Annotated in this window: 19 protein-coding genes and 2 riboswitches; of the genes, 4 read left to right on the top strand and 15 right to left on the bottom strand. The window is 65.1% G+C overall.

The genetic code is table 11. The features are described from left to right. Positions 1–45: 45 nt before the first annotated feature. From QRN59_RS13980 to upp, 5 genes are read right to left on the bottom strand one after another with little or no spacing between them, the layout of a single operon-like run. Entirely contained in the window at positions 46–954 is a 909-nt protein-coding gene (locus QRN59_RS13980) for a pseudouridine-5'-phosphate glycosidase (RefSeq protein ID WP_284983110.1), read from the bottom strand. Continuing rightward, complete coding sequence (locus QRN59_RS13975; protein WP_284983109.1) at positions 951–1,088, bottom strand: hypothetical protein; 138 nt, start codon at positions 1,086–1,088, stop codon at positions 951–953. The genes QRN59_RS13980 and QRN59_RS13975 overlap by 4 nt, the downstream gene beginning before the upstream one ends. Then, positions 1,085–4,969, bottom strand: coding sequence for a non-ribosomal peptide synthetase family protein (locus tag QRN59_RS13970; RefSeq protein WP_284983108.1), 3,885 nt, complete (start codon positions 4,967–4,969; stop codon positions 1,085–1,087). The genes QRN59_RS13975 and QRN59_RS13970 overlap by 4 nt, the downstream gene beginning before the upstream one ends. Positions 4,970–4,995: 26 nt before the next feature. Beyond that, complete coding sequence (locus tag QRN59_RS13965) at positions 4,996–5,949, bottom strand: EamA family transporter (protein ID WP_284983107.1); 954 nt, start codon at positions 5,947–5,949, stop codon at positions 4,996–4,998. Next, on the bottom strand, positions 5,940–6,638 hold the full coding sequence (upp, locus tag QRN59_RS13960) for a uracil phosphoribosyltransferase (RefSeq protein WP_284983191.1): 699 nt from the start codon (positions 6,636–6,638) through the stop codon (positions 5,940–5,942). The genes QRN59_RS13965 and upp overlap by 10 nt, the downstream gene beginning before the upstream one ends. 100 nt (positions 6,639–6,738) lie before the next feature. Between upp and QRN59_RS13955 the strand changes: the two genes are divergently transcribed. Beyond that, complete coding sequence (locus QRN59_RS13955) at positions 6,739–7,278, top strand: MarR family winged helix-turn-helix transcriptional regulator (protein WP_284983106.1); 540 nt, start codon at positions 6,739–6,741, stop codon at positions 7,276–7,278. Positions 7,279–7,748: 470 nt separating this feature from the next. On the opposite strand, the gene QRN59_RS13950 is transcribed toward QRN59_RS13955, so the two are convergent. From QRN59_RS13950 to QRN59_RS13940, 3 genes are all read right to left on the bottom strand, one after another. Continuing rightward, the gene (locus tag QRN59_RS13950) at positions 7,749–7,952 is read right to left on the bottom strand and encodes a hypothetical protein (protein ID WP_284983105.1); all 204 of its coding nucleotides are present in this window, start codon (positions 7,950–7,952) and stop codon (positions 7,749–7,751) included. A 12-nt stretch (positions 7,953–7,964) separates the two neighbouring features. Beyond that, entirely contained in the window at positions 7,965–9,428 is a 1,464-nt protein-coding gene (locus QRN59_RS13945; RefSeq protein WP_284983104.1) for an MFS transporter, read from the bottom strand. Between the two features lie 92 nt (positions 9,429–9,520). Then, positions 9,521–10,576: an Lrp/AsnC family transcriptional regulator gene (locus tag QRN59_RS13940; protein ID WP_284983103.1), complete on the bottom strand. Its 1,056-nt coding sequence runs from the start codon at positions 10,574–10,576 to the stop codon at positions 9,521–9,523. Between the two features lie 143 nt (positions 10,577–10,719). On the opposite strand from QRN59_RS13940, the gene QRN59_RS13935 reads away from it, so the two are divergent. Together QRN59_RS13935 and QRN59_RS13930 are read left to right on the top strand one after the other, a co-directional pair. Beyond that, the gene (locus QRN59_RS13935; RefSeq protein WP_284983102.1) at positions 10,720–11,952 is read left to right on the top strand and encodes a M20 metallopeptidase family protein; all 1,233 of its coding nucleotides are present in this window, start codon (positions 10,720–10,722) and stop codon (positions 11,950–11,952) included. Between the two features lie 27 nt (positions 11,953–11,979). Continuing rightward, positions 11,980–13,272, top strand: coding sequence for an MFS transporter (locus QRN59_RS13930; RefSeq protein ID WP_284983101.1), 1,293 nt, complete (start codon positions 11,980–11,982; stop codon positions 13,270–13,272). 81 nt (positions 13,273–13,353) lie between these two features. Here QRN59_RS13930 and QRN59_RS13925 read toward each other — a convergent pair whose 3' ends face one another. The 7 genes from QRN59_RS13925 to QRN59_RS13895 form a co-directional block, all read right to left on the bottom strand. Then, positions 13,354–14,820: a carboxyl transferase domain-containing protein gene (locus QRN59_RS13925; RefSeq protein ID WP_284983100.1), complete on the bottom strand. Its 1,467-nt coding sequence runs from the start codon at positions 14,818–14,820 to the stop codon at positions 13,354–13,356. Then, on the bottom strand, positions 14,817–16,061 hold the full coding sequence (locus QRN59_RS13920) for a CaiB/BaiF CoA transferase family protein (RefSeq protein ID WP_284983099.1): 1,245 nt from the start codon (positions 16,059–16,061) through the stop codon (positions 14,817–14,819). Before QRN59_RS13920 ends, QRN59_RS13925 begins: the two co-directional genes overlap by 4 nt. Continuing rightward, on the bottom strand, positions 16,058–17,554 hold the full coding sequence (locus QRN59_RS13915; RefSeq protein ID WP_284983098.1) for a sodium:solute symporter family protein: 1,497 nt from the start codon (positions 17,552–17,554) through the stop codon (positions 16,058–16,060). Before QRN59_RS13915 ends, QRN59_RS13920 begins: the two co-directional genes overlap by 4 nt. Further along, on the bottom strand, positions 17,554–17,868 hold the full coding sequence (locus tag QRN59_RS13910; protein ID WP_284983097.1) for a hypothetical protein: 315 nt from the start codon (positions 17,866–17,868) through the stop codon (positions 17,554–17,556). The genes QRN59_RS13915 and QRN59_RS13910 overlap by 1 nt, the downstream gene beginning before the upstream one ends. After that, the gene (locus QRN59_RS13905; protein ID WP_284983096.1) at positions 17,865–19,295 is read right to left on the bottom strand and encodes an amidase family protein; all 1,431 of its coding nucleotides are present in this window, start codon (positions 19,293–19,295) and stop codon (positions 17,865–17,867) included. Before QRN59_RS13905 ends, QRN59_RS13910 begins: the two co-directional genes overlap by 4 nt. Before the next feature lie 204 nt (positions 19,296–19,499). Then, positions 19,500–20,471, bottom strand: a complete 972-nt coding sequence (locus tag QRN59_RS13900) for an Lrp/AsnC family transcriptional regulator (RefSeq protein WP_284983095.1) — start codon at positions 20,469–20,471, stop codon at positions 19,500–19,502. Between the two features lie 71 nt (positions 20,472–20,542). Beyond that, positions 20,543–21,829 (bottom strand): MFS transporter, encoded by a 1,287-nt coding sequence (locus QRN59_RS13895; protein ID WP_284983094.1) that lies wholly within the window; start codon positions 21,827–21,829, stop codon positions 20,543–20,545. A gap of 77 nt (positions 21,830–21,906) precedes the next feature. On the opposite strand from QRN59_RS13895, the gene trmB reads away from it, so the two are divergent. Beyond that, on the top strand, positions 21,907–22,830 hold the full coding sequence (trmB, locus tag QRN59_RS13890) for a tRNA (guanosine(46)-N7)-methyltransferase TrmB (protein ID WP_284983093.1): 924 nt from the start codon (positions 21,907–21,909) through the stop codon (positions 22,828–22,830). A 119-nt stretch (positions 22,831–22,949) separates the two neighbouring features. Continuing rightward, a riboswitch (glycine riboswitch) is annotated at positions 22,950–23,048 on the top strand. 1 nt (position 23,049) lies between these two features. Further along, positions 23,050–23,153, top strand: a riboswitch (glycine riboswitch). Positions 23,154–23,302: the final 149 nt, after the last annotated feature.

The raw sequence follows: 23,302 nt of genomic DNA, 5'->3' as shown, positions 1-23,302 counted from the left end.
GTCTTGACTGTGTGCCGCGTACTGCATGTTTGCCCCCGGGCCTCATCATCGGCCTTCCACGGCGATTGCCGCGGCTGTGCGGGCCGTGCTGACAAGCACTGCCTGGTTTGCCTCTGCGCTCCTGCCGCCGGTGAGCCGGTCGACGGCTCGCATGAGGTAGCGAGTGACTGATTTCCCCGTGACGCCAGCAGTTTCGGCATCAGACAGCGCCTCCAGGACCGCCTTCTCCGCGAGATCGATGTCGAGTGCGTCCTCAATCGTTGGAGGGACGGTAACGACAAGGCCGGTAGGGCTGCCTGCGGCCCAATGCGACTGCGCCATGGCAGCAAGCAGGCGCGGTTCGTCGACCCTAAGAGGGCTGCGATGACCGCTCGTGCGGCAGTAGAACGCGGGAAAGTCATCTGAGCGGAATGAGATGACCGGGACGCATTGCGTTTCGAGGAATTCCAGTGTCAGGCCCACGTCGAGGATGTTCTTGACGCCCGCGCAGACGGCGATCACCCGGGATCTCGTGAGCTGGATCAGGTCCGAGGAAATGTCCATCGTTCTCGTCGCTCCGCGGTGGACTCCGCCCAGCCCGGCCGAGGCGAAGTGGCGGATGCCCGCGAGCTCGGCGAACACGAGCGACGAGGCTACCGTTGTCGCCCCATTGCCACCCGTGGCAAGGATGTACCCGATGTCGCGGCTGGAAACTTTTGGCACGTTCTCCTCGATAGCCAGGCGTTCGATCGTTGCCTCGTCCACACCGACGACGACCGCGCCGTCGACAATTGCTATCGTCGCGGGAACCGCCCCGCCCTCCCGGACGGCGCGTTCAACGGCCTTGGCCGCGTCCACGTTCGCCGGGTAGTCGAATCCATGTGCGATGACGTTTGATTCGAGCGCGACGACGGGGGTCCCGTCCCTGATTGCCTGTGCGACCTCCTCGGTCACCCGCATGGGAAGATAAGTCATGACTCCTCGATCCGGGTGATTTTAGCGGTCGTCGGGTAGCGCGGCAGGCGCACGAAGGGACCTTCAGCGTTTGCGCGTACAAGCACCGCGTCGGAATCCGCGCCGAGGCAGTCCACGGTGATGTGGGGCATCATGCACCGCCTGCGCCGGACGGGACATCCGCGGGATCCAGGAGCCGGTGCGTGTCGATGAGCAGGACGAGCTCGTCGACGTCCTCCCGCAGGATCGAATAGTGGTCGGCCTTCGCGGAGACATAGGTGACGTTGGCGGGAGCTCGATCGGCGACGCTGTCGATGAAGGAGTAGTCGTCCCCGGCCGCCCTGACGATACCGATGGAAACGGCGAGGTCTCGAATGGCGAGTTCTTCGATGGTGTACTCGAACGAGAACGTGGTCTCCACGACGCGGACGATTCGGCTGACGGTGTCCGCGTCGAGTCCGCCCGTAACCTCGTCGATGTAGCTGATGAAGGAATCGAGGCCACGTACTTCTCGCACGATCCGTTCGGCTGCGGGACCGCAGGCAGTGCCGGTGAAGACGGAGGCCAGGATGGTCAGGTAGCGGTGGTTCGTCCAGGACGCATCCCTCCCGGCACCGATGACGGGTGAATCCGGTTGTGGCTCTATCGATGGATTGCCCGGACATACGAGCAGGAGCGCATCGACGGTCTCGCCCGCTTGTTCGAGCTGCCATGCCGCTTCGAAGGCCACCCGTCCCCCGAAGGAGTATCCGGCGAGCGTGTATGGTCCTTTGGGCTGAACCCTCCGGATCTCGTCGATATCCATCGCCGCCATCTCGGCGATGGAGGAGATCGGTGTCTCACCTTCGTTTATGCCGAGTGCTTGAACGCCGTATACGGTACGCTCGCCCAGTTTGGAGGCCAGCTTGCGCAAGCCCGCGGGCGAGCCGCCGAGCCCGGGCCAGACGAAGACGGGCGGTCTTGGGCGTGCTCGTGGGGAATGAAGGCCGACGAGCCGCATCTGTGGGCTTCGGCCGGCATCGAGTTCGTCGATGCGCTGGGCGAGGGCGTCGAGGCGTGGATTGCTGAACACCTCCTGAACGGGAAGTGATCGGCCGAGCTCGTTGCGCAGGCGGCTGGTGAGACGCACTGCTTTCAAGGACGTACCGCCGACTGCGAAGAAGTCGTCGCCAGCGGAGACGGGTTCATATCCGAGGAGTTCGGACCATAGCGAGGCCAGCCAGCGCTGGGTCGGAGTCTGGGGGACCGCGAAGGGGTTGCTGCTCGAGGAGGTGTCTGCGGCCACGATCTGCGCGACATCGGCTCTGCTGATCTTGCCGTTCGGCGCGAGGGGTAGTCGGTCGAGGAGGAGGACCTTCGTCGGCAACATGTACGACGGCAGCGTCCGTGCGAGGTCCGGCCTGATGAGCTCGGCCGGTCCCTGCATGTGCACTGCGTCTTCCTCCATTCCTTCGCTTTCGATCTGGGCGGCCGAAATGCGTCCTCCGACCGCGAAGTAGGAGGCCTCCATCGAGATGTTCCACTCGCTCAGGAGGTGTTCGAGGCGACGCGCCGACGGGAGCGGATGGCCGGTCTTGGAGCTGTATCCGGAGGACATGAGGCCGAATCCGTGGGGGTTCGCCTGCAGAAGATGCAACACCCGCCCGAGGGCGATGTATGACAGTTCTCTGGTGTTCTCCGCAACGAGGGCGATCCCGAAGGCAGCCTGTCTGTGCACTTGTTGGTTGATGGCGATCACATGCTTGGGCTCGATGACCTCGGTTGTGACTGGCTGGAAGTCCCGCCCCGTCCACTCGTACATCCCGGTTCGCAGTCCGGAGACACGGTCGTCGTGGACTTGCACGAATGGCCGCACGACCTCGGGGAATTGTCCTTCACCGTGTCGGAGTACGCGCACGCCTCCGAGATAGAGGTCCTCGTCCTGTGATGTGGTCAGGAGGGTCTTCCACCAGCCGGCGTCTGTATCAGCCACCGGCACCGCCTCCAGCCCATGTCCCGTGAGGACCAGGCTGAGCAGTCCGGTCATGTGGCCAGCCTCGAATTCGAGGACTTCTCGGACGTTCTGCTTATAGACCGCCTCGATCACAGGAGGCAAGCCGCGGAAGTGGAACTCGACGCCCGGGCCAGTTGCGGTGGGTGGGAGATCCGCGATTCTCGCAAGTCGATGCGACGTCGGGTCGTAGTAGTAGACACCGTCTGCCAAGCCAGGAATTGCGCAGATGGCGACGTGGAGCTGCACGCCATAGAGCGCGCCGGGCGATGCGTAGGCGTACTTCGGCAGCAGACGCTCACCGCTGTGGAACTGCCCGAACCATCTGAGGATCTCGCCGAGTGCCGAGATCTCGAGTTGGGTGGCACTCGGGGCGGGGGCGGCGCTGTGGGACAGGAAGGCGGCGAGCTCTGCGCGGGAAGTGTGGCCACCTTGGAAGCGCCGGTAGGTTTTCCGGGCGAACGCGGCGCGGCGGATGTTCGGGAGGTTCGGCGGTTGCGGAAGCGTCAGGATGTCCTCGGGGTTGAATGCTTGGAGGTCGCGGATGCCGCTGTTCGCGAGCTGTGCCCGTACTTGCACCCGCGATGCTTTCGACCGGTGGTGGACCCCGGCTTCTTCTTGATCCATCAGCACGGCTTCGAGCGGGTCGAGCTCGGCGCAGACCACGAGGTGATCACGTCCGGATTGTCCGTCAGGGACCAAGGCAGCGCAGGCGCGTCGTACCCAGGTGTGCTCTTCGACGCGGTTGCTGATCTCCTCGAGTTCGATGCGGTGCCCATTGTGCTTGACTTGGTCGTCTTCGCGGCCGTGGAAGTGGAGGGCACCGTCGTGGCCACGGTGGACGATATCACCCGTTCGGTAGAAGCGGGTTCCCTCTTCGTCCGTGATGAAACGGGACGCTGTCTTCTCGCGGTCGTTGACGTAGCCGCGTGCGACTTGCGGGCCTCCGAGGAGGAGCTCTCCCGGTGTGCCGTCGGGGACGGCGGTAAGTGTGGCATCAACGATGCGGACCAGCACCCCGTCGATCGGTTGGCCGATCGACACGACAGGCGGTTCCTCCTTGAGGTCCCTGTCTGTCACGGTATGCGAGGTGGCGTTGATGGTGCATTCGGTCGGTCCGTAGAGGTTGATGAGCGCTGCTGAGGGGAGTGCCTCCTTCAAGCGGCCCGCCAACGATGCGCTCAACGCTTCACCGCCGGAGAAGATGCGTTCGAGGCTCGTGGCTTCCCTGAACCGTGTCTCGTCCAGGAGGGCTGCCCAAAGGGTGGGAACACACTGCAGGGCCGTGACGCCCTCATCGGCGACGGTCCGCAGGATTTCATCGGGCTGGCGGTGAACCCCACGGCTCGTGAGGACCACCCGTGCGCCCGCCGCGCATGCCAGGAGCTCCCACTGCGCGGCGTCGAAGCTGATGGGCGTTTTCTGCAGGACGGTTGTTGTCTGGTCGAGGTGGCCGGCGGCGTTCATCAACGAGAGCTGATGGGCGATCGCTGCGTGCGTGACCCCTACCCCCTTCGGCCGTCCTGTGCTGCCGGAGGTGAAGATGACGTAAGCGAGGTCATTCGCTCCGACCGGGCGGTCGGCCGCGGGCGCTGGCGCGGGGAGTGAGTCGAGTCCTTCGAGCACGTGAACGGTCGCGTGCGCTGGGGCGAGCGCCCGTGCACGCTCTGCATGCGATGGCGGGGTGATAACGATGTGCAGGCCCGAGTCGTTGATCATGTAGGCGAGCCGCTCGTCCGGATACTCCGGCTCCAATGGCACGTACGCCGCTCCCCCGAACAGCACACCCCAGGTCGCGACGGCGAGTTCAGGCGATGGTTCCATGAACAGCCCGATGAGTCTTTCGGGTGGGGCCTGTCCCTGGGTGAGTTCGTCGAGGTGCGCGGCCAGCCGACGTGCTCGATCGACGAGCGTCGCGAAGGTGAGTTCCTTTCTCTTACCGTTCAGCGCGCTAGTGATCGCGGCGCGGTCAGGGCCTTCCGCGGCGTGCATCTCGAGCGCCTCGAGGATGGTGCGAGGTCGTTGAATCTTGTCGTCGGTGAGCATGTTCGTCCCCCATTGGTGCTGTTGTGTCAGATGGCTGTTCGATCGGGCTTCGGTTGGGTGGAGCCGTCCGCCACGGAGACCTGATCCGTGATCTTCGTGTCGGACAACGCGTCACCCCTCGCTGGAGAGAGCTGGACCATGAGCACGGACGCCAAGACAAGGGCGGCGCCGAGGATCTGGACCGCTGTGAAGCCCTGCCCTATCAGCAGCGCTCCGAGCACGGTCGCGGTCAATGGGCTGAAGAAGCCGAGAAAGGAGACAGCGAGCGGGGTGAGCCGATCGATGCCACGGAACCAGACTGCGTAAGCGAGCATCGCGCCGATGACCGTCAGGTACGTGAAACCGATTAGGTTCCGAGGCTCCAACGATGACGGAAGCCCTTCGAGGGCAAGCATGAGCGGGAGGATTGCAAGACCCCCGGCGGTGAGCTGCCAGGCGGTGAAGGCGAAGATGCTCGCGCCAGGAGGGAGACCCCACCGTTTCGTGAGGACGACGCCGAGTGCCATGCTCAACGCGCCGAGCACGGCTGCGGCCACCCCCACGGGGGTGATCCCCGCACCGCTGCGCAGGACGAGCATCGCGATACCGCCGACTGCGATGAGGCAGGCCCACAATTGCCTGCCCCGCATCGTGGCGCCTAAGAACCACGCGGATATGATGAGCACGAACAGCGGCTGAACGGAACCTACGAGTGCTGCCACGCCCCCGGGCAGCTCGTATGCTGCGACGAAGAGCAGATAGAAGAACACGCCGATGTTCAGTACGCCGAGGACCGCGGCCCGCAGCCACCACATGGCTGTTGGGGGAAACCTGCGCGTGATGAGGAGAAGCACGATGCCTGCCGGCAGTGCGCGCACCGTAGCCGCGAGCAAGGGCCGATCGGCAGGGAGGAGCTCGGTCGTCACTGCGTACGTCGACCCCCATACGATGGGCGCAAGGGCGATGATCGCCGCGTCGGAGGCCCGCCTGGCTACAGCCACGTGACATTCCCGTCCGTGCCGAACCACCGGTCTCCGAAGTCGCCGATACCGGGCACCATGTAAGCGGCCTCATCGAGCCGCTCCTCAATGGATGAAGTGACGATCCTCACCGACGGTCGCAACCGGGTGACGTGCTCGATTCCCTGAGGGGACGAAAGCATGGACACTGCGATAATGCGATCGTCTGGGACGCCGGCATCGTTGAGCACGTCGAGCGCGGCCATCAGCGACCCTCCGGTGGCGAGCATGGGCTCGAGAAGCAGCACATGCCCGTCCTGGATGCCGTCGGGAAGATGCGCCCAGTGCAGGCTCGGTTGCTTCGTCACGTGATCGCGCTGGATGAGGATCTTCCCGATGCGCACTTCCGGCGCGATCGACCATAGTTCGGCTTCCAGTGCTTCACCGGCACGGACAACGGAGACAGCACACACATCATCGGTGGTACGGGCGCCGACGTACGTGTGCCCGGCGGGCGTGATGACACGCACTACATCTCGGGGGAGGAACCCGAATGACTCCTCAAGGAGAAACCGAATCACCCGCCGCCCGTGAGCAAGCACATCCCGCCGGGGAGAACTTCGATCTCGGATTCGCGTGTGCGCGTCGATCAGGGATGGAGTCTGAGGAATGAGATGAACCCGGCTTTCCGCACCCAGCGCGTTGCCGGGCTCGCCAGGGACCGTGGTCATGGAGTCAGAAGACATGCGAGAAGTCGCTTTCATCTCGAACAGTTCGATATCAAACAGTTTTAGCATGATAGTGTGGCCTGCGGAAGAGCGGTGGGGCACTGTGACGAAATCAGACGATCGATCCGGCGACGCCCGAGATGCTGTGGACACCGTCGTACAGCAGTGGGGCCGAACACGGCCTGATCTCGACGTGTCCGCGATGGCCACACTCGGCCGGATATCCCGCGCTCAATACCTCCTGCACAACAGCCTCCAACAGCTCCACAGGGGCTTCGGCATCGACCCCCGTTCGTTCGATGTCCTGGCGACGCTGTACCGCGCCGGGCAGCCGAGCCTGACCCCCGGCGAGCTCGCAAAGCAGACCATGGTCGGCAACGCGGCCATGACGAACCGCCTCGATCAAATGGTCAAACAGGGGTGGATCACGCGAGAAGTAAACGAGGCCAACCGCCGTGAACTGCGGATCAGGCTCACCGAAGCGGGCTCTGCAAAGTTGGAGGAGGTGCTCGATGCACACATAGAACGCCAACGTGACCTGTTGTCCGCTCTCTCACCGAGAGATGTCTCCGAGCTATCCCGGATCCTCCGGCTATTCCTCATCTCGCAGAACGACCGCGCGACTGCCAGTCTCGGCACTTGAGCCCCACAACCGTGACCAGAAGGCCACCGCAGACACCCAGGCCTTCATCGAGTCTCGGAGGCCTGCATCTGTCCTGCGCCGTCGACCACGAGCCCGATAACGAGAATCAGGACCGGGACAAGGAGCACGAAGGCAACTGCCGAATCGCCGAGCTCTCTCGCCCGCAGGAACTCCCTTCCTCACCGCGGCCAAGCAAGCTCCGGAGTCGTTTCATCGGTTCACCCACCTTTCCGAAGGTCCGGACACGGTTTGGGAGACGGATGGGCCGCCGCATCCGGGAACGATGGTCGGGCGTTCCCGGTGCTGCCCTGGTTGGTGATGACCTGGTATCCAGCGGCCTGTCCGCTCCCTGCAGATCGAGTGCCCCGCCGGAGTACGCGGTCAGGGGTACGCCGTTTGGCAGCCAGTCCATTGGGTAGAACTCGGGGATCGTCCACTGGTCGGAGAGCATCACAGTGAAGCAGCGCCCGTCATAGGGTCACCGCCTGGCTGGAAGCACGAAGGTGGTCGCGGAGGACGATCAGGCTGTTTGCCAGGTCCTGCAACTCCTTCTCGCCCAACGCCCCTGACAACAGGGAAACCAGCTGATCCTCAAGGGCCACGCAACCCTGGTCATGCACCTTGTCCCCCTGCTCAGTCAGGGCGACGAGCGAGGAGCGGCAAACCCTCGTCAACCACAGGCGCACCTAGGCCCGCACGTCGTCCGCTTCGTCGGCTGGGCGCGCCTCGGCGGCCCCTTCACCTTCCGCGCTTTCCGCTTCCAAAGGCCGCCCGCCGGCAACGCGCGGCGCAATGATGAGCCCGACGACGGCGATCCCCGCCGTCAGTGCGAAGACCCCGGCGAAAGTGGCCGCCGTCGTCGTGAGCGCGCTGAAGACGAGCCCCGTCACGGCGAGCGAGAGGGCGCCTCCCAAGGAATCGGCGATGGACATTGCGGAACTGTTGAAGCCCTGGTCCTCCGGCTTGGAAAGGGCCAAGGTCATGACGCTCAGGCGCGGGTACATCAAGCCCATGCCGGCGCCCGCGAAGAGCCAGCCAGCAATCGACACTCCGGCGGGCCACGCGAACACCGTAGTCACGAGGAGAACGGCGATAGCACCGAGCACCAACACCGAACCGATCCGGACCGCCAGGGCATTGCCAAGCCGGGAACCCAGCCGCCCTTGGACGCCGGAGGCCCCCGCCCAGGCGAGCGCCGATCCGGTCAAGGCCAGCCCGGCGAACGCTGGCGTGAAGGAGTATCGATCCGTGAGAAGGTACGGCACGTAGACCTCGGCGCCGAAGAAGGCCGCGGAGGCGAATCCGCGCATCAGGATGACGCTCGGCAGTCCGCGGCCCGCTCGGAGCGTCCCGCGAGGGACCAATGGCCGCACCGACAGCATCGCGATGGCGAGCGCGACGACGGCGATCACCCAACCCACACTGGGCACCTGCCCGGACAGGTTCAGCCCGAGGACGGCAACGGCCGCGAGCGCAGCCCATCCCATGCGGCCGAACGACCAGGGGACGTCTGTGGCTTCGGACTTTGGAGCGTGCGTGGCGGCTCCGTCGGAGCCTTCCGCTGATCGCATGCCGCGCATGGCGGGCAGGATCATTGCCAACGCCGGAACCACCAGGCCCACGACGCCGAGGAAAACCCAGTGCCAGCTGCTCACCTGGGCAACGACGCCGGCCGCGAAAGGACCGATCATCGATGGAATGACCCATGCCGCCGAGAACGCGGCAAAGACCTGGGCATGCAGCCTGGCGGGGTAGACCCTGGCAATCACCACGTAGAGCGCGACTGTCATGGCCCCGCCGCCGAGGCCTTGGACGAGCCGGCCAGCCACGAGCATCGGCATGGAGACCGCGGTACCAGCGATGAGCAGTCCTGCTGCGAACAGGGCCACGGAAGCGTACAACGGGGCAGCCGGACCGCGCCGGTCCGCCCAGTTCCCTGCCACTACCATCCCGATCACACCCGTGGCGAGAGGCCCGGCGAAGGCCAACGCGTAGAGCCCGGCGCCATTCAATTCACGGCTTACCAGCGGCATGATGGTGGTCACCGCCATCGATTCGAAGGCGGCAAGGAACACCAGAGCGCATGAACCTACCGTGGCCAAAAGGTAGGGCCGTTGGAGTATGCCCGCTGATGCGTCGTCGCTAGTCATCATCCCAGCCTAGAAGCCCAAACGAGTTTGGGGCCACGAACCCAACGCACGACGCACCTGACTCGCTGCCGGGCAGACCCACCAATGGTGAGTCACGCCGTCGTCGTCCATTCCATTGCGGGGAGCAACTCACCGGCGGCGGTCGGCACGACGGCACCAGTCGCCGTCGAGTCCGGGTTCAGCATCCAGCCGACCCGTTTGGCCGTGCTCAGCATCACGACGCTTTCGACGAGTTCGATGCCGGGAATGCGCTGCTGGATGGCAAGTTCCATCTCTAGTACCTCGGCCAGCGAGCGCAGCCACATGATGATCACAAAGTTGGTGCTGCCGGTGGTGGAGGCCGTGAACCTGACGTTCCTGACGGCCCGCAGCTCGGCGGCCGCGGCTTCATGCTGGCCTGCTGGAACATTCGCGAACCACTGGCACGTCACGGGATACCCGGAGAATTGCTGGGCGATTTCGCAGCGGAAGGACAGCATCCGGCTCGCGAGCACCCGGCCGAGCTGCCGCTGCACCGTGGCAGGGTGTCGTCCCAGGGCGCGTGCGATCTCCGCGGCAGAGGTCCTTCCATCCCGCGCGAGGAAGGGAAAGAGTGCCATATGGCTCTCCGGCAGCGGGGTGACCTGTGCGTAAGGGGCGGACGGATTGAGCGCTTCCGGCCCGGCGAGGGCGCGCAGCGCTTGCTGCTCCGCCCGGCTCAGGACGTTGAGCCGCCACGCGTAGCCGCTCGTGTGGATCCGGGTGCAGAGCGAGGTCCGGTACTTGGTGAGCCCCCGGATTTCCTTGAGCTGGGGCAATAGCCGGCTGCTGAACTCGCCCAGGTCCTGGGTGATCACGGTGAGCATGAGGTCCCGGTTGCTGGCGGCCTCTTCAACCGTGATGATCTCCGGAATCGCTGCGAGCGCGGCCGTGACCTCGGGCCTGAGGTGCATTTCGCAGTCCACGTCCAACAAGGCAAGGCAGGCGTGCTTGGGGTCGCCCATGAGGTGCGCCGTGGTCCAGGCGGCTCCGGACTCGCGCAGCCGATCCCATCGGGAGGCCAACGTGGTGGCGTGGACGTCCAGGACCTCGGCGGCGTCGGACCAACTGATCCGCGGCGAGATCTGGAGGGCATTGATCAGCCGAAGGTCCTCTTCACTGAGTTCCATCAGCGATCCTCTCCAAGGCGGTGCGTGATTCCTGTTAATTCTTGCATGATGCTGAATTTTTCCATGGCTTTTGAAGATTGTGAGGCTAATCACTCCACAATGGCTATGGATACCTACCAAACGTTCAGGAAACAGGAGAACAGATGTCGATCGCCGCAGACGCCAAAGAGATGCAGGGAGAAATCGCCCGGTTCCGTCACGAGCTCCACCAGGAACCGGAGATCGGCCTGGACCTCCCGCGCACCCAGGAAAAGGTGCTCAAGGCGCTCGACGGACTCCCGTACGAAATCAGTCTTGGCGAAAGCACGACGTCGGTCACCGCGGTCTTGCGCGGCGGCGCGCCCGGTGCGCTTGGCGCGGAACCGGTCCGGAAGCCAACCGTATTGCTCCGCGCCGACATGGACGGCCTTCCCGTCCAGGAGCGCACCGGCGTCGAGTTCTCCTCGAAGATCGACGGCGCCATGCACGCCTGCGGACACGACCTCCACACGTCCATGCTCGCCGGGGCCGCAACCCTGCTGGCCGAGCGACGCGATCAGCTGGCGGGCGACGTCGTCCTCATGTTCCAGCCGGGTGAAGAAGGCTTCGACGGTGCGGGCCACATGATCCGCGAAGGAGTCCTGGATGCCGCAGGCCGTCGTGTTGACGCCGCCTACGGCATGCATGTCTTCTCCTCCTTGGAACCGTATGGCCAGTTCTGCACCAAGCCGGGCGTCATGATGAGCGCCTCCGACGGGCTCTTCGTCACGGTCCTCGGTGCGGGCGGTCACGGCTCGGCACCGCATTCGGCCAAGGACCCCGTGACTGCGGCCGCGGAAATGGTGACGGCCCTGCAGGTCATGATCACGCGGCAGTTCAACATGTTCGATCCCGTAGTCCTGACCGTGGGCGTGCTGCAGGCAGGTACCAAGCGCAACGTCATCCCCGAATCCGCGCGCTTCGAAGCCACCATCCGCACGTTCTCGGAAGCTTCCCGCGACCGTATGATGACCGCGATTCCCCAGCTCCTCAAGGGCATCGCCTCGGCGCACGGCGTGGAGGTGGACGTCGACTACCGCGGCGAATACCCCATGACCGTCACTGACGAGGACGAGACCCACACCGCTGAGAACGTCATCTCGGACATGTTCGGCGATTCCCGGCTCTCCCGCTGGGCCACGCCGATCAGCGGCTCGGAGGATTTCTCCCGGGTCCTGGCCGAAGTTCCGGGAACCTTCGTAGGCCTCAGCGCCGTACCGCGGGGCGTGGACCACACCACCTCACCGTTCAACCACTCGCCTTTCGCCACCTTCGACGACGGCGTACTGTCCGACGGCGCGGCGCTCTACGCAGAGCTCGCGGTCTCCCGCATCGCCACCCTCGCCGCCGGCAACTAACCACCACCCCAAACCTTGGAGCACGACATGACCGCTACCGTAGGCTCTTCAGCCACAGTCCAGGTTCACAAGTCCCATCTGCGAACCCTCATCGGCACCGGCATCGGCAACGCCGTCGAATGGTACGACTGGGCAATCTACGCCACGTTCTCGCCTTTCATTGCCAGCGCGCTCTTCAGCAGTGCCGACCCTACCTCCGCGGTCCTCTCCACCCTGGCGATCTTCGCCGTCGGGTTCGTGGCCCGACCGTTCGGCGGCTTCGTCTTCGGCTGGATCGGCGACAGGATCGGCCGCAAGACCTCCATGACGTTCGCCGTCGGTCTCGCGGCTGTCGGCAGCCTGCTGATCGGTATTGCCCCGACATTCCAGGCTGTTGGCGCCTTGGCATCCGTCATGCTGCTGGTGGCCCGCCTCATCCAGGGCCTCGCCCACGGTGGCGAGCTGCCGTCGTCGCAAACGTACCTGTCCGAAATGGCGCCCAAGGAAAAGCGCGGCTTCTGGGCGACCCTCATCTACACCTCCGGCACCGCCGGCATCCTCGCCGGAACTTTGCTTGGCGCCATCCTGACCGGTGTGCTGAGCAAGGCCGACATGAACGCCTGGGGCTGGCGCATTCCGTTCCTGGTGGGCGGCGCCTTGGGCATCTACGCCTTGGTCATGCGGGCCAAGATGAAGGAAACCGAGGCATTCGAAGCCGAAGCTCCGAAAGAAAAGCGTGAGCCGATGTGGCCGCAAATCGTCAAGTACCGCAAGCAGGCCCTGCAAGTGATCGGGCTGACCGTCGGCCTCACGGTTGTCTACTACATTTGGGGCGTCGTTGCGCCGAGTTATGCGGCAACCACCCTCAAGATGGACCGCGGCGCAGCCCTGTGGGCCGGCGTCATCGGCAACATTGCGTTCATCGCGGCGCTGCCGTTCTGGGGCAAGCTGTCCGACCGTATCGGCCGCAAGCCCGTACTGATCGTGAGTTCCGCCGGTGCGGCGTTGCTGCATTTCCCCATGACGTGGCTCCTGAAGGATTCCCCGTGGCAGCTGGCCGTTTCGATGTCCGTGATGCTGTTCTTCATTGCCGGCAGCGCCTCGATTGTCCCTGCCGTGTACGCCGAGCTGTTCCCGACCAAGATCCGCACCGTGGGCGTCGGCGTCCCGTATTCCATCTGCGTTGCGGTCTTCGGCGGCACGGCCCCGTACCTGCAGACCTGGCTCGGCAGCATCGGTCAGGCCAATATGTTCAACGTCTACGCCGTGATCCTGCTGGCCATCGGAATCGCGTTCGCCTTCATGATCCCGGAAACCAAGGGCAAGGACCTGACACACTAAACTCCCCCGTCCGTACCCAACTGACTCGCAGTTGTTGTCGTTTACAGGCCTGAAAACGACAACAACTGCGAGCCAGTTGGGTTAAAGCTGCGCGGCGATCTGCCGGGAGGCCGCTTCAGCGAGCCGCTTGATGAAACCCTCGCCCTCGCCTACCACCTCGTCCACGGCACCATCCTCGAGGAGTGCGCGCGCTCCGATCCGTTGCCGCCCACTCAGCTCGGCCGCCAAGGACGTGTCACCGTGCACGATGATGCTGGCACCTTCGGGGGGCAGCGGAGCGAGCCAGGCGTTCTCTGCCGCCACCGTGCGACGGGCAGCCGCAAGAGCGAGCGCACCGCCCCCGGTCCCCTCGCCGAGGAGCACGGCAACGCTTGGCACAGTAAGTCCGAGCATTCCCGCGATGCAATCGGCGATCCCGCCCGCAATTGCGGACTCCTCGGCTCGCGCCGAAAGCTCGGCCCCCGGAGTATCCACCACCGTCACGAGCGGCAGCCCCAGTTTCTCTGCGAGGCGCATTCCCCGGCGGGCCTGCGCCAAGCCCGCCGCGTCGAGGACGCTCCCCGCCCGCTGGGCGGCGCGGTCCTGGCCAACGACGACGACGGGCCGCCCTTCGAGTTCGGCCAGCACGACGGCGGTACTCGCCGAAGCTGCCCCACGGCCGGTGCCGCGCAAGCGCACGAGGCGGCCGAACCCGCCGTCGAGAAGTTCCGCCAGCCCGGGGCGTCCGGTGTCGCGGGTCCGCAGGACCGAATCCCATGCGGAAACGTCGCCGCTGCTGTTATCTGTGACAAGAGGGCTTCCTGCATCGATCCACGATCCCCGGCCCGCGAGAATCCCCACGACCTCAGCGGCAAGGCTCCTGAATCCCCGTGGGTCCAACACGGCGTCGACCGTTCCATGGGCGAAGAGATGTTCACTCCTCTGGATGCCTTCCGGGAACTCCTGCCCGGTGAGTCCGGCGTAGACCTTGGGCCCCAGGAAGCCAAACAGCCCACCTGGTTCCGCCACTGTCACGTGCCCCAGCGATCCCCACGAAGCGAAGACGCCGCCGGTGGTCGGGTGCCGGAGATAGGCCAGATAGGGCAGTCCGAGACGCTTGTACGCCGTGAGCGCCTCGGTAATCCGCACCATCTGCAGGAAAGCCAGGGTGCCCTCCTGCATTCGAGTCCCACCTGACGCCGGTGCGGCCACGAGGGGCAGCCGACGTCGGCCTGCTTCTTCAATTGCTGCGACGATCCGCTCGGCGGCGGACCGGCCAATCGAGCCGCCGAGGAAGGCGAACTCGCTAGCCAGGACGGCCACGGGCTGCCCATCCAGCGTCCCCTGGCCTGTTAACACGGACTCGTCCGCACCGCTACGGTCGCGGGCCCGGGCGAGGTCCGCGAGGTAGGCGGGATCCGCCCCCGGCGGTGCCGGGACCGGCCGGTCCCAACTGCGGAAACTACCTGCGTCGAGGAGCTGGTTGAGAAACTCCGCCCCGCCAAGGCGGCGCTGCCGCGTTCCAACGGGGCCCGGCTCCGAGGGCCGCGCCTCAGTCACCGCCGTCATGACGCCCCCGAACCAATCAATGCGTCGCCGAGCAACGCGGCGCCGTCAAGCCACGCCCGGACGGCGTCGTCGTGCTCTCCGAGCCTCGGCGGCGCAGAGTGCCGCAACCTGGTGGTCTCGACGCCGTCCGGCTGGAAGAAGCGCAACGGCGATCCTGGGACCTCGATACGTCCCAGCGTGGGGTGCTGGAGTTCAACCGCCAAGTGCTGGCTTCGAGCCTGTTCCCAGGCAAAGACCTCGTTGAGGGAACGGACTCGGCCTCCCGGCACCCCGGCCGCTTCAAGCCGTGCGAGCAGCTCTTCGGCATCGAAGTCCGAGAACGCGGCTTCGATGGCTTCGATCAGCGCGGCCCTGTGGGCCACCCGGGACTGGTTGTCCCGCCAGCGGTCGTCCTCGGTGCTGAGACCGAACTCTTCCGCGAAACGGCGCCACAAGCCTTCGGATCCCACGGCAATTTGCACCGTGCCTCCCGCGCAGCGGAACAGCCCATACGGCGCGATCGACGGGTGATGGTTGCCTTGGGCTTGCGGAACCTCGCCACCCACCGTCCAGCGCGTGCCTTGGAAAGCGAGCACACTGACGATCGAGGACAACAGCGAGGTACGTACTATTTGGCCTCGGCCCGTCCGCTCGCGTTCCAACAGAGCCGCCAGCACACCGTAGGCTCCATGGATTCCAGCCAGGACATCCCCAATCGGGACGCCTACCCGCTGCGGATCCCCCGGACTTGACCCTGTCAGGGACATCAGCCCCGCTTCGCCCTGGGCAATCTGGTCGTAACCGGCCCGATGCCCCTCCGGCCCGTCGTGGCCGAAGCCACTGATGGCGAGGACCACGAGCCGCGGATTCAGCTCTTCGAGGCTCGCTGGGTCGAAGCCGAGGCGGTCCAGGGTTCCCGGACGGAAGTTCTCCACGAGGACGTCCGCCCGCCGCAGCAGTTCCCGCAACGCGGCCTTGCCTTCCGCTGCCTTGAGGTCGAGCCGGATGGACTCCTTATTCCGGTTGCACGAAAGGAAGTACGTGGACTCGCGACCCTCAGGGGTGTCGACGAACGGCGGCCCCCAGCCGCGGGTGTCATCACCGCCGTCGGGATTCTCCACCTTGATGACGCGGGCGCCGAGGTCACCGAGCATCATACCGGCGTGCGGACCGGCAAGGGCGCGGGAGAGGTCGACGACGAGGGTGCCGGCGAGCGGTCCCTGGTGGTGTTGCTTGTGGTTGGGGAGCTCGGGCCGGGTCATGCTTCGGCTCCTACGGTGCTGTGCCCTTCAACCGCGCTGTGCCCCGCGACGGCGTGCTGTCCCGGAACTGAATCATCGACGTTGTCCGCTCCGTCAGCGGCCGGCTGTGGGTTGCGACGACGGCGGATAAGTTCAGCGACGGCAAGCACCGCAAGGTTCGGGGCGAGGGAAATAAGGCCGGAATCCACGCCGCCCGTGGGGATGTTGCCGAAGGTAATGACGGCTACCGTGAGCGTGCCGACGATGATCCCCAAGTTGACTGCAACGGCACCGATGCGCACTTTGCGGCCGATCGCGATGGCGACGGCGGGTGCGAGCTGGGTGAGGCCGCCGTACGTGAGCAGGAGCAGCGCTCCGATGTCCGATTTGGCGAGCCCGAAAGCCAGCGCCAGTCCGACGGCGATCGCGACCACCACGTGATTGATCCGGAACCGCAGCTTGGGGTTCTTCACGGACAGCAGGTTGTTCGAGACAAGCGAGGAAATGCCCATCGCGATCGCGCCCGCAGGAACCATGGCGGCCGCCGCGCCGCCGATGGCAATGATCGCGATCAGTGGCTCTGGCAAGGTGTGCTGGGCGATGCCCAAAAGGACAAAGTTGCTCTTGGTCTTCGGATCGAGGACCAAGGTGGCCGCAATTCCGGCCGTGATCGGGATGAGCAGGAGGAACTGGTAGACCGCAAGCCATTTGACGTTATCCCGCAGCACGGCACCGCTTTTCGCGGCGAGGACCGGCGGCCACAAGTGCGGGAAGGTGTTGAGCCCGGCGCCGATGCTGGTCACAATGACCGAGGTCACCCAGAAGGTCCCGTCGAATCCCGGACGGCTGATGGTGAGGTAGCTCGGGGCGGTATCCATGACCTTGGCGAAGATATCCGGAATGCCACCAATCCCGGCCACCACACCGGCCAACACGATGACCAGGGCAGCCAGCATGGCGAAGTCCTTGAAAACAGCCACCTTGGCGAGTCCCCGGATCCCCGCCCAGATCACGAAGACTACAACCAGCACGCTGGCCACGGCCATGCTGTATCCGCGGGCCGATTCGCTCCCGGTGGCGAGCTGGACGATCAGCCCGAGCCCGGTGATTTGCAGTTGCAGGTACGGGATGAGGAAGACCGCTCCGACGAGGGCCACGGTTTTGCCCAAGGCCTTGCTGTTGAATCGGTCCTTGAAGAAGTCCGCCATGGTCAGGTAGCCACGGTTTGCGCCGAGCTCCCGCTGCCGGGGAATCACGAAGTATTGGACGATGCAGTTGATGGTCAGATAGGCGACGGCGAAGAGCGCGGCAACGCCACCTCCGAAGGCGATTCCGGCGAGGCCGAGAAAGCTGAAGGTGGTCAGCGACTCGCCCGCCTGGAGGAACCAGCTGGTCCAACGGGGCAAATCCCGCTTGCCGACGGTCCAACTGGAGAGTTCCGTCTGGCGCCGGCGGCCTACGATACCGAGGGCGCCGATGCCGACAATTCCGATGATGATGGCGACTGCAAGCATCAGTGGGCCTGCCTTTCGGGGATGATGGCCGGGCTGTTGGCAGCGCCGTTCGTCTCGGCGGCGCGATCAGAGGCGCTTCGCTCAGCCTCGAGCCGATCGAGTTCGGCACCCCCTTCGCGAAGGTACGTGCGCTCGATAATCTGCAGGGCGACGATCGTGGCGACGATCATGAGGCCCATCCAGACGATCGCCGACGGAAGGCCAAGCCATAGCGTTGGTGTGGAAACGAAGGGGAGGAACGGTGTGATGATCATGCCCACGATGGGGACTGAGGCAATGGTCAGCCTCTTGGGGGATGCCAGGGTAGTGCTCATAGAACTGCAGCTCCTTGGGGGCGAACGGATGAGCAGGAAGAGATCTTCTCGAAAGCGGAAGCCAGTCGGAGGAGGCGGGCGTCGCTGCCACGCGCTCCGACCATCTGGAGGCCTAGGGGAAGTCCGGCCGGGCTGAAACCGGCCGGAACCGACAGGGCCGGGAGGCCCAGCGGGGTGAACAGGTACGGGGCACGCATCCAGTCGAGATAGTTCTGGAGCGGTTGCCCCTCGATCTCCGTGGGGTATTCGAGATCGACGTCGAACGGGACAACCTGGGACGCGGGCGCGATCACCAGGTCGTAACGCTCAAAGAATCCGGCCGCCTTGCGAATCAGGCGGGTCATTCCTTCTTCGGCGCGGACAACGTCGCGGCCGGTGAGCAGGCCACCTTCGCGGATGTTGCCTGCCAGGAAGTGGTTGAACGCGTCGGGTTCGGCAGCGAGTTGCTCGCCCCACATCGAATCGAAAGAGGCTGCGCGCAGTACGCGGAACACTTGCTCGGAACCGTCGAGGTCCGGGCAGTCCAGTTCGACGTGGGCACCGAGGGCAGCGAGGGCAGCCGCTTGCGGTTCAATGACATCGAGGACCTCCCGGCTCACAGGAATCCGGCCGCCGAGGCTCGGGGCGAACGCGATACGCAGGCCGGCGAAATCCGTGGGGGACGGTTCGGTGGAAGGGCCTTCGGGATCCGGCAGGAATACCGAGTGGGGATCCGCTGACGACGCGCCGCTCATGACTTCAAACAAGAGCGCAGTGTCCGCCGCCGTGCGACCCATGGGTCCGGCCACACCTAGCGGGAAAAAGACATTGTTGCCGTCCGTGTTGGGGACCATGCCGGGCGTTGGGCGAAGGCCTACGACATTGCAGAACGACGCCGGGTTGCGGAGGGAGCCGCCCATGTCGCTTCCGTCGGCGATCGGTTGGAAGCCCGCTGCCAGGGCCGCCGCCGCACCACCGCTGCTGCCGCCGGCGGACTTGCCTGGGTCATAGGGGTTGCGCGTTGCACCGAAAACACGATTGAAGGTATGGGATCCGGCGGCGAACTCGGGGACGTTGGTTTTGCCTACTCGAATGGCTCCGGCGTCGAGGATGCGCTGGACGTGCAGATCGTTTTCCTTTGGAACGTGGTCCCGGAATTGCGGGTGGCCGAAGGTGGTGCGCATCCCCGCGGTGTTCGCGGTGTCCTTGAAACTAATGGGCAGCCCGTGGAGCGGCCCCACTGGCTCTCCGGCCACAATCTTCCGATCGGCTTCCGCGGCCGCCGCTCTGGCACCCTCCTCATCGAGGGTCACCACGGCGTTGATCAGCGGGTTGAGCTTGTCGATCTGGTCCAGGTGCGCCTCGAGGACCTCGGTGGCGGACACCTGCCGGGAGCGCAGGAGCCCAGCGAGCTCCACGGCTCCGCGGTAAATCAAATCGTTTGTCATGATTCATCTTGCTTTCATCTAGTTTCCTTTTGAGTCATTTCTTTGTCTCAAGTGGAATTAATGAACCACGATAGTGCGGTTGATCACATTTGACTAGGGGTGTGCGCGATGTTTCTTCGCGCACACGAAACCCAGATCAGGGCAGGAGGGAACCGGGAGTGGGCGCGCTAAAGGAACAAACGGCCGGGAAGGCCTAGGAAAGCCTCAGCCGAGGGCGGGCATGCGCACGCCACCGCGCTTGTACGCTCGCACGACCAGGGAACTGCGCACAGCCAGGGCACGCGCAGCCCACGGAGATGACGTGAGGAAATCGCGGAGTTCGTTCAAGCTGGCAAGGGTGACGTTGGCCATGAGCTGGAATTCGCCCATTGCCATGACCGCGTAGCGGACCCCGGGTGCTTCAGCGAGCAGCCGGCCAACCTCAACGGCGTCGGACGGGGCGGTGCGGACCCAGACCACGGCTTCGATCGGAAGGCCGATGTCCGAGGGCTCAACGATCGCCCGGACACTCAGCGTGCCCTCCTCGAGAAGGGTGTTGAGCCGTCGGCGCACGGCAGGGGCGGAGAGCCCTACGGCTTCCCCCAGCTCGGCGACTGGAACGCGACCGTCAGCCACGAGGATCCGCACAAGGTGGGAGTCGACGTCGTCGAGCGCTCCACTCGCACTCGGCCGGGACGGCGGAGGCGGCACTTCCTGGAGCGCGGCAGTTTCCTCGACGGTGACCGGGCCCGGGTGCCATTCGGCCACCGTGCGGAAGTACTCCATGACGGGCGAAGCGCTCACTTGCACAACGCCGTCGAGGGCTGGCAGTTCCTCCAGCACAAGGCTCGAGAGGCGTCCCGGACGGGCCTGCACTTCGAACAGGAGCCGGGTGGGGCCGGTGAGCGCATAGACGAAAATAGCGTCCGGGTCGCGGGAGAGCTCGTCCGCGATGGCGACCAACCGCGCGGGCTCACAGTGAACCTCGACAAGATGGGTCGGGCCGAGCGTCACCAGGCCGGCCACGCGCACGATACTCGAATCCAGCAGTGCGATACCGCGGCGGGTTACCGTGCTGAACGGCTCGCCGAGGACTTCGGCAATGCGCCGCCAGGAAGCACGGCCGTTGACCTGGAGAGCACCGACAATCCGCCGATCGAGCCCGTCCAGCTCGCGCGAGGGTGCCAGCATGACCATGTACCCGATTATGCCGCCTGGCTGGACAAATCCAGCACATGACAAATCCCGTTCCGCGCCGCCGCCTTCGTTTAACTGACGTAGCGGTTCCGGCCGGCGCGGAAGCCGAAGAAGGCCGCCAAGGATCCCACCACGAGGAACAGGATGCCCGCAGCCGCGAACCCACCGGTCGCGTGGTGCAACTGGCCGACCATCAGGGTTCCCGTGGAGCCCAAGCCGTAGCCGACGCCCTGCATCATGCCGGAAAGGTGCGCCGCGGTATGCGAATCACGGGTACGCAGCATGATCATGGTCAGCGCCACCGCCGTGAGGCTCCCTTGCCCCAGGCCCAACAGTCCGGTCCACACCCAAATCAAATTCGTGGGACCGAAGATGCTCAAGGCGAAGCCGCCGCCGGTCATGAGGGCCACCACGGTGTTGATGACGCGCTGATCCTTGAAACGGGCCGCGAGCCCCGGGGCAATGAACGAACCAAGCATCTGCAGCACAATCGAGACGGACACGATCAAGCCGGCCGTCCCGCCGTCGATTCCGCGATCGCGCAGAATCGGCGCCAGCCAGGCGAACACGCTGAAGGACATCATCGCCTGCAACACCATGAAGATGGTGACCTGCCAGGCGACGGCGGAACGCCAGACGTTCGTACCGCCGTCGGCCGCGTTGTGCCGGACAGGATGCTGACGGATCGCCAGCGGCAAGAAAAGCAAAAGTACGACGGCGGCGGGCAGCGCCCAGAACCACAGCGCCGAGGTCCAGTGCCCGGCCGCCGTGAAGACGGGATAGGTGAAACCGGCACCAAGTGCGGCGGACGCGCAAATCGCCGTCGTATATAGCCCGCCCATGAGCCCAAGCCGATGCGGGAAGTCGCGCTTGACCACGCCGGGAAGCAGCACGTTGCATAGCGCGATCGCGGCGCCGCACGCCGCGGTACCGGCAAGGAGGGCCGGCAAGTGCCCGGCGCCGGCGAGGTCCACGGGACGGAGCAGCAGCCCCGCCGTTAGCACTGCCATCGCGCCGAGCAATACTCTCTCGGCGCCGAAACGACGCGCCAGGACCGGCGCCAGCGGCGCAAAGACACCCAACAAGGTCACTGGCACAGTGGTGAGGACAACCACTGCCCAGCCCGGCAGCCCGGCGTCGGCGGTGACTTCCGGAAGAACCGCCGAAAAGCTCGAAAACACCGTCCGCAGGTTCAGGCCGATGAGCACCAGGCAGATCCCCAGGAAAACGAGTCCGGCGCGCGTCTGGACCTGGGTGGGCTCGGCGGCGGGAACCTCGTCGATCTCGGCGTCGACGAGGATCTCCGGGACGCCGGAGTGCGGCTTGGTGTTCTCGGGGGAGCTTGAGGCACGGGTCACCAACCCATTCTGGCAGTTTGTCCACATACGCAGGTTCCGCCGCGGGCGTTTGGCCCTGCAACGGTATTCTGGAGGAGATGAGTGAAACCCCAGAATCCCCTGAAACACCGCAGTCTTCGCGCCCCGTAACCCCAGGCAGCCAGGCCTCCTTCGGCACGTATGGTGGCCGGCCGGTCAGTTTCGTGCGCCGCGGGACGCGTCTTCAGGGCCGTCGCCAGGCAGCGTGGGAAGAGCACTCGGACCGCTGGGCCATCCAGGTTCCGCGGCATGTCGCCAACACCTCCGTGCACCCGGACTACGTGTTCGACGCCGAAGCCGAGTTTGGGCGCAAGGCACCGCTGATCGTCGAAATCGGTTCGGGACTCGGCGACGCAGTGTGCCACGCAGCGGAGGAGAACCCGGACAAGGACTTCCTCGCCGTGGAGGTCTACACCCCGGGCCTGGCCAACACGATGATCAAAATCAACAGCCGCGGGCTCAGCAACGTACGCGTGGTGGAAGCCAACGCCCCGGAGGTCCTGGCCACCATGCTCCCCGCGGCTTCGGTGAGCGAGCTCTGGGTCTTCTTCCCGGACCCATGGCACAAATCCCGGCACCACAAACGCCGCCTCATCCAGCCCGCATTCGCCGAACTTGCTGCGCGGTCCCTCAAGAAGGGTGGCCTGTGGCGGATCGCCACAGACTGGTCCAACTACGCCATCCACGTCCGCGAGGTCCTTGCCGGCTCCACCGAGTTTGAGAACGTGCACGACGGCGAACGGACCGGCGCGGACAGCCCCCTCACCCAAGTGTGGGAATCCGGAGTCGAATCCATGGTGGGCGGGGCCCCCGTCAAGGAAGGCCGCGCACCGGTCAGCACCGAGCACACTGGCCCCAACGAGGGAGTGGACCACGTAGGCGGATGGGCTCCGCGTTTCGATGGCCGGATCCGCACGAGCTTCGAAAACAAGGCCCACGAGGCAGGACGCATGATCTTCGACCTGAGTTATCGCAGGATCTAGCCTCGCCATGCTGGCTCGGAGCGAGCCCGCAGTCACGTCATCTGCGCAGAGATTCTTTGCGTGCCGCACAGGCACCGGATACCATGTGAGACGTGTCACCGAAAGGCGGCACGTGCTTATGATCTGCGGCGGGAGAGCCCTGCCGGTACGTTTCAGCAGGCGCCGTAGGAGCAAATCCTCCCCAGGAATCTCTCAGGCCCATGTACCGCCGCGGCAAGGCAACTCTGGAAAGCAGCCCGGGCAACCGGACTCACCGACGGTGCAAGCGTCCAGCCGCGAGGCGGAGACGCGGAAACTCTCAGGTCCAATACAGAGCGGGGAGGAACCGAATCATCGTGGTGCGCCCGCGCCACCTGAATTATGGAGTTCCTCATGACCCTGGCACCTGAAGGCCGTAAGCTGCTGCGCGTTGAACAACGCAACAAAGCCGTCCCGGTCGAACGCAAGCCCGAGTGGATCAAGGCCAAGGTCC

It is taken from the genome of Arthrobacter sp. efr-133-TYG-118, from assembly GCF_030209755.1.
GTDB lineage: Bacteria > Actinomycetota > Actinomycetes > Actinomycetales > Micrococcaceae > Arthrobacter.
This window is presented reverse-complemented; position numbering and strand designations above follow the sequence as displayed.

Excerpts from the sequence above, each read along its gene's own strand:
- QRN59_RS13905 (WP_284983096.1), bottom strand. The coding sequence starts at position 19,295 with ATGACAAACGATTTGATTTACCGCGGAGCCGTGGAGCTCGCTGGGCTC.
- QRN59_RS13930 (WP_284983101.1), top strand. The coding sequence starts at position 11,980 with ATGACCGCTACCGTAGGCTCTTCAGCCACAGTCCAGGTTCACAAGTCC.
- QRN59_RS13975 (WP_284983109.1), bottom strand. The coding sequence starts at position 1,088 with ATGATGCCCCACATCACCGTGGACTGCCTCGGCGCGGATTCCGACGCG.
- trmB (WP_284983093.1), top strand. The coding sequence starts at position 21,907 with ATGAGTGAAACCCCAGAATCCCCTGAAACACCGCAGTCTTCGCGCCCC.
- QRN59_RS13915 (WP_284983098.1), bottom strand. The coding sequence starts at position 17,554 with ATGCTTGCAGTCGCCATCATCATCGGAATTGTCGGCATCGGCGCCCTC.
- QRN59_RS13970 (WP_284983108.1), bottom strand. The coding sequence starts at position 4,969 with ATGCTCACCGACGACAAGATTCAACGACCTCGCACCATCCTCGAGGCG.
- QRN59_RS13940 (WP_284983103.1), bottom strand. The coding sequence starts at position 10,576 with ATGGAACTCAGTGAAGAGGACCTTCGGCTGATCAATGCCCTCCAGATC.
- QRN59_RS13920 (WP_284983099.1), bottom strand. The coding sequence starts at position 16,061 with ATGACCCGGCCCGAGCTCCCCAACCACAAGCAACACCACCAGGGACCG.
- QRN59_RS13935 (WP_284983102.1), top strand. The coding sequence starts at position 10,720 with ATGTCGATCGCCGCAGACGCCAAAGAGATGCAGGGAGAAATCGCCCGG.
- QRN59_RS13945 (WP_284983104.1), bottom strand. The coding sequence starts at position 9,428 with ATGACTAGCGACGACGCATCAGCGGGCATACTCCAACGGCCCTACCTT.
- QRN59_RS13980 (WP_284983110.1), bottom strand. The coding sequence starts at position 954 with ATGACTTATCTTCCCATGCGGGTGACCGAGGAGGTCGCACAGGCAATC.
- QRN59_RS13925 (WP_284983100.1), bottom strand. The coding sequence starts at position 14,820 with ATGACGGCGGTGACTGAGGCGCGGCCCTCGGAGCCGGGCCCCGTTGGA.
- upp (WP_284983191.1), bottom strand. The coding sequence starts at position 6,638 with ATGACCACGGTCCCTGGCGAGCCCGGCAACGCGCTGGGTGCGGAAAGC.
- QRN59_RS13910 (WP_284983097.1), bottom strand. The coding sequence starts at position 17,868 with ATGAGCACTACCCTGGCATCCCCCAAGAGGCTGACCATTGCCTCAGTC.
- QRN59_RS13900 (WP_284983095.1), bottom strand. The coding sequence starts at position 20,471 with ATGGTCATGCTGGCACCCTCGCGCGAGCTGGACGGGCTCGATCGGCGG.